A 10,180-nucleotide genomic window follows, 5' to 3' on the forward strand; every position below is an offset into this window, starting at 1 on the left:
CCGCACTCATAATGCGGGGGTCACAAGTTCAAGTCTCGTCATAGCCACCATTTTATAGACCACGCTCCTGCGTGGTCTTTTTTTATGCTCATTTTTTGATTAAACACAGTTTGTAAAGACCGACTTTATAGTTGTGGCATTGTTTGTCTACGTCAATTTCTTCATGTTCTTATAACACTTAACAAGGATGTTGAAGACATGAAAAGGTCATTATTATTTTTAGGGATTTTAAGTTTAACAGCGGGAGTCCAAGTTTCTGCGGCTGATTTGAGTTGGGGAGATCCAACATTAGACTCGGGTCAATTTAAAGTTTCTGGCGCGGTACGCTCCCGATATTTGCATAAAGATTATGTGGTTGATGCAAATGAAGGTTCTCAAAATGATGACTGGCGGCTAACCGATATTAAATTAGTGTTAGGTTATGAAAATCCAGATTGGATTGCAGGAGCGGATGCTCGTTGTTATCAATATGATCGCTTATGCGATGCAATTTTTCTAAAAAAAGCATGGGTAGGTTATAAGTTATCTGACCAGCAGAGAATCACGGCAGGTTTACAACCCGTTGACTTTGGTTTTGGCGAATTTTGGGGAAGTAGTTATTACGAAACACTTTTAAATACAGTGGGTTTAGAAGATATCGATAATTTGGGTATCAAATATAAATTTGCAGATGATAAATATAATTTGACCTTGGGTTTCTATCCAACTGAAGGTGGAAATTATAAGGGAACTTCAAAAGACTCAAGCCGTTACAGTGGTAATTTTGTTGAAGCTGATGATTTAAGTACAGGCACCAATATTGAAGAAAAGAATATGTGGATTGCGAGAGCATCTAGAAAATTTGAGATTGATAAGACTCAAAATTTTTCGACTGAGCTAGGTGGGTCAGTTTGGTATTCTGACTTAGAAAATAAAAGAACAGATGTGGATGGACACCGTAAATCTTGGAACGTTTTTGCTCAAACGCAATATCAAGCATGGCAATGGATGTTCTTGGCAGGTAAACAAGATGTGAACAATGGCGATGATTTATTTCCACATAGTTCAACCATTGGAGCATTTGATTATCCATATCAAGTCGCCAATAAAGGTAAATATTTGGTCAATGAAATTAACTATACTTTTGCTCAGCCATTCCATCAGATTGAAAACATTAAACCTTATATCTCCCATAGTCGTTTTTTTAAAGATGAGGATGGTTATAAAGACTCTGAACGTTTAATTGCTGGGGTTTATTTTAATTACAAAGCCATAGGTATTCAGGGTGAATACATTATGAGTAAAAATGATCCAATGGTGGGAGGTGGTGCGAATGGTTTGGCACAAGGTAGTAGTAATGATTGGGATAAATTATTTTATCTCTCAATTGGATATTATTTCTAAAATTTAAAAGCAATTTATTGCCCTAAGTGAATAGGCTTCACTTAGGGCTTTTTTTATAGAAATACTTTTTCCGGTGGAGGTTCCCGTTTAACCGCTGGAGAAATGAGTTGCCCACGGTTTAGGTTTTGTACATGTTGTAATCGATTAAGTAATTCATTTTGAATGAACAAAATGCAAGTTTGTAATTTAGACGAGCTTTTGAGTCGTGATGGATAAACGGCCCAGACGTCTGCATCTTGCCAATATTCAGGCAAAATATGCTGAAGTTGGCCAGTAATCAATTCGTCTGCAACGTCCCAAATTGATCGGAAAATAATACCGTGACCTTCTATGGCAAGCTGATGAATAATTTCGCCGTTATTAGAAACAAAGCGTGGTTTGACATGAACCGCGACATCTTCAGAAGCATGTCTAAATTTCCATAGCACAGACGATTGATCACGTTCACTAATGGTCAGACAATCATGTGTTTGCAAGTCTTCAATGCTGTCTGGTACGCCGTGTTTAAGTAAATAGCTCGGTGCTGCACATAAAATTCGAAAATTAGAAGCTAACTTCTTCGCAATCATGTTTGGCGCAATTTCATTACCAATTCTAATATCCAAATCAATACTGTGTTGAATCAGGTCTTTGGTATTGTCGATGGTGTCAAAATGAATCTGAAGCTTTGGATAAAGCATCATTAATTTAGACAGAATTGGTGCGATATGCTTTCTGCCAAAACCAAAACTACTAATAATATCCATACGACCTGTGGGCGTACTGAGCGGGTTATTGACTAGTTCACAGACTTCATCAAATTCTTCAAGAATATTTGAAACTCTCTCAAGGATGAGTTTGCCATCTTCCGTTAGGCTAACGTGACGCGTACTGCGATGAAAAAGTTTGCAGCTTAAGGTGTTTTCTAAAATATTAATTCGCTTGCTAATGAAAGCTGGCGATGTTCCGAGTTCCTCAGCAGATTCGACAAAACTTTTTAGTTTGGCGACTGTGCAAAAAACCTTTAAATCCGATAGGTTAGGTAGATTATTCACGATCCGTGTCCATTGGAGTGATAGTTCCGTTATTGATCATTTTTGCTTAAAACATCATGTTTAAGCCATACAAGGATATTAGTCGAAGGTGTGAAGGAAGCTTATGGCAAAAAGATATAAAGTTGCCACGATTGCAGGCGATGGCATTGGTTTAGAAGTTCTACCAGAAGGCATTAAGGTTGTAAAGGCAGCAGCAGAAAAGCATGGCATTGAGCTTCAGTTAGATGCTTTCGATTGGGCAAGCTGCGATTACTACCTTGAGCACGGCAAAATGATGCCAGATGACTGGTTTGAAACCTTGCAAGGTTACGATGCGATCTATTTTGGCGCTGTAGGCTGGCCGGATAAAGTGCCTGACCATATTTCACTTTGGGGTTCGCTACTTCAGTTTCGTCGTGGTTTTGACCAATATGTGAATTTACGTCCAGTGCGCTTAATGCCTGGTGTGAAATGTCCATTAGTAGGTAAAAAACCAGGCGACATCGATTTTTATGTGGTTCGTGAAAACAGTGAAGGTGAATACTCAGCCATTGGTGGTAAAGCTTTTGAAGGAACAGACCGTGAGTTTGTCTTACAAGAAGCCGTATTTACGCGTCATGGTGTAGATCGAATTTTGCGTTATGCATTTGAGTTTGCAAATCAGCGTGATGCGAAAAAAATTACAGCAGCGACCAAATCAAATGGTATTGCGGTCAGTATGCCGTATTGGGATGAACGCGTTGACGCGATGGCAAAACAATATCCACAAATTCAAGCTGATAAACAGCACGTTGATATTTTAGCGGCTCGTTTTGTGTTGCAGCCTGAACGTTTTGATGTGGTTGTAGCATCGAACTTATTTGGTGACATTCTTTCTGATTTAGGGCCTGCATGTACAGGAACTATTGGTTTAGCTGCTTCGGCGAATTTAAACCCAGAAAGAAAATTCCCATCATTGTTTGAACCTGTACATGGTTCAGCACCAGATATTTACGGTAAACAAATTGCCAATCCAATCGCTGCGATTTGGTCGGGTGCCATGATGTTCGAATTCTTTGGTGAAGAAGACGAACGCTGCATTCAAGCAGGTCAGGACATTATGCAGGCGATTGAGAATGTCTTAATTAATGGGCCAAAAACAGCTGATATCGGTGGTCAGGCAAAAACTTATGAGGTAGGAGATGCAATTGCATCGTGTGTAGCCCAAATTAAAATGGACGTGTTCGCTATGGAATAACGCCATCCAAAAATGGATGTATGGATATGGATAATCAAAACACAAAAATTTATACGGATAAAGTTCTTGCCGTAACCAGCTTACTGTTTGTATTTATTTCAGTTGCTGGTTTGGCGATTTATTCGCAAGAGTCGATAAAGATTGCTGCAACATGGATGCAGTGGACGACATCGGTATTTACAACCCCAGTATTACTGTTTGCTTTTTTAGCCATCATTTTTACTTTTGGTTTGGCCTTTAGTAAATATGGAAAAATCAAATTAGGTGAAGGGAAACCTCAATACACCACGATGTCATGGATTTTTATGTTCATTTTGTCAGGTATTGGGTCTTCTACACTGTACTGGGGCTTTTTGGACTGGGCTTACTATTATCAGACTCCGGGTTTGAGCTTACCGCCTGAATCAGCAGAAGCATTGAAATATAGTGTTGCTTACTCGTTTTTTCATTCAGGTTTAAGTGCTTGGGCAATTTATGCATTGGCATCAATTTCTTTGTGCTACAGCTACCATGTGAGAAAAAACAAAGGGTTGAGTTTAGCTTCCGTGATTGAGGCTGTAACAGGCTTTAAATCAACCGGCGTGGTTGGACGTTTAGTCGACCTCATGTTCTTGCTTTGCATGTTTGGTGCCTTGACGATTTCGTTGGTACTCACTGCCGTGACATTTACCAATATCTTGTCTCAACTCACAGGTATCCCAAATACCTTTATGACCAAGGTCATCATTATTTTGGGTGTCTCGGTTGTGTTTGCGCTTAGCTCTTACGTTGGTATGGACAAAGGTATGCAGCGTTTAAGCCATTTGGTGTGCTTAGGTGTTGTGTTATTTGCAATTTATGTACTTTGCTTTGGTCCGACTCAATTCATTTTGAATAATTCATTAATGAGTTTCGGGTTAATGGCAACCAACTTTGTTGATATGAGCCTGTTTACCGACCCAATGGGTGATGGCAAGTTTACCCGTGAATGGACTGTATTTTACTGGTTGTGGTGGATTTCATATGCACCGGGTGTGGCACTCTTTGTAACGCGTGTTTCTAAAGGTCGTACGATTAAAGAAGTGATCTTTGCCATGGTGATTGGTGGCAGTGTCGGTCTTTGGTTCATTTTTGGTGTGTTTGAAAACTACAGTGTTTATAGCTTTATTCATGGGGCTGTAAATGTACCGCAAATCTTAAGCCAACAAGGTGGTGAGGTTGCGATTGGTCAATTGCTCAGTCTGTTACCTGCCGGAAAACTAATGATGTGGATTTTCCTCGGCATTATGGTGGTGTTCTTGGCAGCACATATGGATGCGGTAGGTTATGCAGTTTCGGCAACATGTACACGTGGTTTAAGTGAAGGCCAAGATCCATCGCCAAATGCTCGTTTGTTCTGGTGTGTCATGCTGACTTTAGTTCCAATTGCCATGATCTTTAGTAAAGCACCGTTAGACACAATGAAAACAGCGACTATTGTGACGGCTTTACCATTCATCGTGATTATTTTGATTCAAACCTATGGCTTAGTGAAATGGCTGATTCAGGATTATGCCAAAGTCCCATCGCATTTAATTGAGCAACAAGGTTATGATGATCAGGAAATTGGTTTAAACCAGTCTCAAGATGAACATGCAAAAAGGATGCAGCTTGAGCTTGCAAGCTCAATCAAACTGGACAGAAAAACCAGCTAGAGGGAACGGTAATGACTACACATGAACAGACCACTTATGACTTAAGTGAAGAAATGCAAAGCCTTGTGTATTGGAGCAGCATTTATTCACCAGCAGATGCAGATATTGACTCAGTCCGTGCGGCCTATGACGCAATGTGTCGACACTACACTTTGCCACGTGATGGCAAGATTGAAGTAGAAGATCGCTTTGTTGCAAATGGTGAGCATCAAGTTCCTGTTTGTGTGTATTTACCAAAAACAAATCGACCTGAGTCTGGTTGGCCATGTGTGTTGTATTTACATGGCGGCGGTTGGATGGTCGGTGGGCTCGATTCACATGAGTTTATTACTAGTTATTTGTGTCAGGACTTAAATGCAGTTGTCATTAGCGTAGATTACCGCATGGCACCAGAGCATCGCTTTCCAGCAGCTTATGAAGATTGTTTAGCAGTTTATCAATGGCTTAAAAAGAATGGTTCAACTTGGCAGATCGATAGCGAAAATATCGTTCTAGCAGGGGATAGTGCTGGCGGTAATTTAGCAGCAGCCCTTGCAGTGCATCTACAGCATAGTGGTATGCAAGCTCAAGGATTGGCTTTGGTTTATCCGTGTTTAACTACAGCACTTGATACACCAGCTGCACAAAAGCATGCCCATGCGCCGTTATTAACAACAGAAGATATGCATTTTTATTTAAAGGAATATGCACCTAACTCTCAAGATTGGCAGGATTTACGTCTAGCGCCTTTATTGGCAATTGATTTTTCAGATATGCCTACAAGTTTTGTAGCAGTTGCAGAATATGACCCTTTAAGTGATGACGGTTATCTTTTTACCCAAAAATTGGAACAAGCTGGGATTCCTAGCGAGTTTCATTTAGGCAAAGGATTATTACATGGCAGTTTACGTCTTATGCGTGATTGCCCAGAAGTTCAACAGTTATATCAAAACATGCTGAGTGCGATACGCCGCATGTCGAGTAGTGTCGAAAAGACATCAATTTAATATCGAGTCATTTGGACGAAAAGAATTTAATGGAGTAATAACATGAATGCAGTTGAAAAATTACCTGAAGATTTTTGTGCAAACCCAGATGTTGCATGGACTTTTCCTAAAGTTTTCTATACTTCATCGCAAGTTTTTGAGCATGAGAAAGAAGCAATCTTTGCTAAAAGCTGGATTTGTGTTGCACATGGCAGTGAGTTGGCACAACCGAATGACTATATTACCCGTAAAGTAATTGGTGAAAATATTGTCATCATTCGCGGTAAAGATAGCGTTTTACGTGCGTTTTATAATGTATGTCCACACCGTGGTCACGAGCTTTTAAGTGGCAGTGGTAAAGCAAAAAATGTAATTACCTGCCCATACCATGCTTGGACTTTTAAGCTAGATGGTAGTTTAGCTTTAGCACGTAACTGTGACCATGTTGAATCTTTCGACAAAGAAAACTCAAGCATGGTGCCTTTAAAAGTTGAGGAATATGCCGGCTTTGTTTTCATTAATATGGATGAAAATGCGACATGCGTAGAAGACCAACTTCCAGAATTTGCTGAGCGTTTAAATCAAGCATGTAGCGTGATTAAAGATTTGAAACTGGCGGCACGTTTTGTGACAGAAACGCCAGCAAACTGGAAAGTGATTGTTGATAACTATCTAGAGTGCTATCACTGTGGGCCTGCACATCCTGGTTTTGCCGATTCGGTACAAGTTGATAAATATTGGCATACCACACATCAAAACTGGACTTTACAGTATGGTTTTGCGCGTTCATCAGAAAAGTCATTCAAGCTTGATCCATCAATAACAGATCCTGAATTTCATGGTTTCTGGACTTGGCCTTGTACTATGTTCAACGTACCACCGGGCAGCAATTTCATGACTGTGATCTATGAGTTCCCAGTAGATGCAGAAACGACTTTGCAGCATTACGATATTTACTTCACGAACGAAGAACTCACTCAAGATCAGAAAGACTTAATTGAGTGGTATCGCAATGTATTCCGTCCTGAAGATTTGAACTTGGTCGAAAGCGTACAACGTGGTTTGAAATCACGTGGTTATCGTGGTCAAGGCCGTATTATGACTGACAAGCAACGCTCAGGAATTAGTGAACATGGTATTGCTTACTTCCAAAATTTAGTGGCGCAGCATCACAAGTAAAACAAATGGATTTATTCAGGTGTAAAGATAACTTACACCTGATTCTTCAGTTAGGAAGATGATATGTCGAGTTTACAAAGCACTGAATTATTTCAGCAACAAGCCTATATTAACGGGCAATGGCTAGCTGCACAGTCAAATGCAACGGTTCCAGTGACTAACCCAGCAACAGGTGAAGAAATTGGCACAATTCCAAATATGGGAGCGGCCGAGGCTACACAGGCGGTTGAAGCTGCTTATACTGCTTTACAAAGTTGGAAAGCTTTAACGGCTCAAAACCGTGCAGATATTTTATTGGCTTGGTACAAACTGGTTCTTGATCATATCGATGAACTTGCTTTAATCATGACCATTGAACAAGGTAAACCTTTGGCAGAAGCGAAAGGTGAAGTGCGTTATGCAGCATCATTTATTCAATGGTTTGCCGAAGAAGGTAAGCGTATTTATGGTGATGTGATTCCAACCGTAAATAACCAGCAGCGTTTTATTATTAGTAAAGAACCTGTGGGTGTTGTGGCTGCTATTACGCCGTGGAATTTCCCAATTGCCATGATTACCCGTAAAGCAGCGCCAGCTTTAGCAGCTGGATGTACGGTCGTGATTAAGCCAGCTAATGAAACGCCTTACTGTGCTTTAGCGATTGCGAAGCTTGCAGAAAAAGCAGGTATTCCGGCGGGTGTGATTAACGTCATTACTGGTAAATCTCAGGAAATTGGTTCGGTATTTACTTCACATGAAAAAGTGAAAAAATTGACCTTCACTGGCTCAACTCCAGTAGGGCGTTTATTGATGCAGCAGTGTTCAAGCACCATTAAAAAATTGGCGCTTGAGTTAGGCGGTAATGCACCTCTGATTGTGTTTGATGATGCTGATTTAGATAAAGCTGTACAAGGTGCGATTTTTGCTAAGTTCCGTAATGCAGGCCAGACCTGTGTTTGTGCTAACCGTATTTATGTGCATGACAATATTTATCAAGCTTTTGCCGAGAAGTTTGTACAAGAAGTACAAAAGTTCAAAGTCGGTAATGGACTTGAAGATGGCGTGCAAATTGGCCCATTAATTAATGAAAAAGCAGTGTTAAAAGCACAGCAGTTGATTGATGATGCGGTAAGTAAAGGAGCTAAAGTTGCTTGCGGCGGTAAGCAACATGCTTTAGGACAAACCTTTTATGAGCCATCGGTTCTAACGAACGTAGACCGTACGATGGAAATTGTCCAAGAAGAAATTTTTGGTCCCGTTGCGCCGCTCATTCGCTTTACAGATGAAGCTGATGTTGTTGCTCAGGCTAATGACACCATCTTTGGTTTGGCTGCTTATGTTTATAGCGAAAATATTTCACGTTTATGGCGAGTGTCAGAACAGCTTGAATATGGAATGGTCGGTATGAATGCCACAGCAATTTCAAATGAAGTTGTACCATTCGGCGGTGTAAAACAATCAGGTGTTGGGCGTGAAGGCTCAAAGTATGGTCTTGAAGAGTTCATGACTATTAAATACATGTGTTTAGGGCTTTAAGGATAAGCCCTAGCAATAAGAAAATGCGGTAAAAGAAGGATTCTAATATGGCTAGTCATTATGAAATGTTCCCGGCAGTTGTTACTCATGTGGAACAGCTAACCCCTTTAATCAAACGGTTCACGTTCAAACGTCAAGATGGGCAGAACTTTCCTCGATTTAGTGGGGGAAGCCATATTATTGTCAAAATGAATGAACAGCTTTCCAATGCCTATTCATTAATGAGCTGTACGCAAGATCTATCGACTTACCAAGTCTGCGTTCGTAAAGATGTGGAAGGTAAGGGCGGTTCTGTCTTTATGCATGATCAATGTAGTGAAGGCTGTGAAATTCAGATTTCAGAACCAAAAAATTTATTTCCATTAGCTGAAACAGGCAATAAACATATTTTAATTGCAGGTGGTATTGGCATTACACCATTCTTGCCACAAATGGATGAGCTTGCAGCACGCGGTGCTGAATTTGAGCTACATTATGCCTACCGTTCACCTGAACACGCGGCTTTGTTAGATGATTTAAAACAGAAACATGCTGAGCATGTGTTTAGTTATGTTGTCTCAGAAGGTTGCGCACTAAATTTGGATGAACTGATTTCATCACAACCAAAAGGTACACATGTCTATGTATGTGGTCCTAAACCCATGATTGATGCAGTGATTGATTGTTGTAATAAGCACCGTTACCGAGATGAATATATTCATTGGGAACAATTTGCCTCAACAGTTCCAGAAGATGGTGAAGCATTTACGGTGGTACTTGCTAAGTCCAATCAGGAAATTGAAGTACAAAGTAATCAGACAATTTTACAAGCCATCGAAACATTAAATATTGATGTGGAATGTTTGTGCCGAGAAGGGGTTTGCGGTACATGTGAAACTGCCATTTTAGAAGGTGAAGCAGAGCACTTCGATCAATACTTGAGTGATGCAGAAAAGGCTTCACAAAAGAGCATGATGATTTGTGTATCAAGAGCAAAAGGAAAAAAACTAGTATTAGATCTCTAATATATTTCTTTGGTTGATCAATTGTTTAAAGTGCGAATCTGCTAAAAAATGAACAAATAATGATGATCTGAATCTTATTTGTTCATTTGATGGAGTTTAATGGTTTTGAACTCTTGACCTGCTATACAGAACTATAGATAATGCGCACACAGTTTACGGCTATGTAGCTCAGTTGGTTAGAGCACCGCACTCATAATGCGGGGGTCACAAG

8 protein-coding genes are annotated in these 10,180 nt (G+C 40.2%); 7 read left to right on the forward strand and 1 reads right to left on the reverse strand.

From position 1 onward, the window contains the following. Positions 1-198: 198 nt before the first annotated feature. Positions 199-1,383, forward strand: a complete 1,185-nt coding sequence (locus ODQ17_RS18690) for a porin (protein WP_322905542.1) — start codon at positions 199-201, stop codon at positions 1,381-1,383. Positions 1,384-1,436: 53 nt separating this feature from the next. Here the strand turns inward: ODQ17_RS18690 and ODQ17_RS18695 are convergent, their stop codons facing one another. Further along, positions 1,437-2,417 (reverse strand): LysR family transcriptional regulator, encoded by a 981-nt coding sequence (locus tag ODQ17_RS18695; protein WP_322905544.1) that lies wholly within the window; start codon positions 2,415-2,417, stop codon positions 1,437-1,439. Positions 2,418-2,520: 103 nt separating this feature from the next. Between ODQ17_RS18695 and ODQ17_RS18700 the strand changes: the two genes are divergently transcribed. The 6 genes from ODQ17_RS18700 to cntB all read left to right on the forward strand — a co-directional run bounded on the left by ODQ17_RS18700 (position 2,521) and on the right by cntB (position 9,969). After that, complete coding sequence (locus ODQ17_RS18700; RefSeq protein WP_111855982.1) at positions 2,521-3,633, forward strand: tartrate dehydrogenase; 1,113 nt, start codon at positions 2,521-2,523, stop codon at positions 3,631-3,633. Positions 3,634-3,653: 20 nt separating this feature from the next. Next, positions 3,654-5,306 carry a BCCT family carnitine transporter gene (locus ODQ17_RS18705; RefSeq protein WP_081399194.1) on the forward strand — a complete coding sequence of 551 codons (1,653 nt, stop codon included), beginning with the start codon at positions 3,654-3,656 and terminating at the stop codon, positions 5,304-5,306. An 11-nt stretch (positions 5,307-5,317) separates the two neighbouring features. Continuing rightward, a complete protein-coding gene (locus ODQ17_RS18710) occupies positions 5,318-6,292 on the forward strand; it encodes an alpha/beta hydrolase (RefSeq protein ID WP_322905548.1) in 975 nt (324 codons plus the stop codon). Between the two features lie 42 nt (positions 6,293-6,334). After that, complete coding sequence (gene cntA / locus ODQ17_RS18715) at positions 6,335-7,450, forward strand: carnitine monooxygenase subunit alpha (protein ID WP_322905550.1); 1,116 nt, start codon at positions 6,335-6,337, stop codon at positions 7,448-7,450. Positions 7,451-7,513: 63 nt separating this feature from the next. Beyond that, complete coding sequence (locus tag ODQ17_RS18720) at positions 7,514-8,965, forward strand: NAD-dependent succinate-semialdehyde dehydrogenase (RefSeq protein ID WP_322905552.1); 1,452 nt, start codon at positions 7,514-7,516, stop codon at positions 8,963-8,965. 47 nt (positions 8,966-9,012) lie between these two features. After that, positions 9,013-9,969, forward strand: coding sequence for a carnitine monooxygenase, reductase subunit CntB (gene cntB / locus ODQ17_RS18725; protein WP_322905554.1), 957 nt, complete (start codon positions 9,013-9,015; stop codon positions 9,967-9,969). Positions 9,970-10,180: the final 211 nt, after the last annotated feature.

The organism is Acinetobacter sp. IRS14 (assembly GCF_034650275.1).
Taxonomy (GTDB): domain Bacteria; phylum Pseudomonadota; class Gammaproteobacteria; order Pseudomonadales; family Moraxellaceae; genus Acinetobacter; species Acinetobacter oleivorans.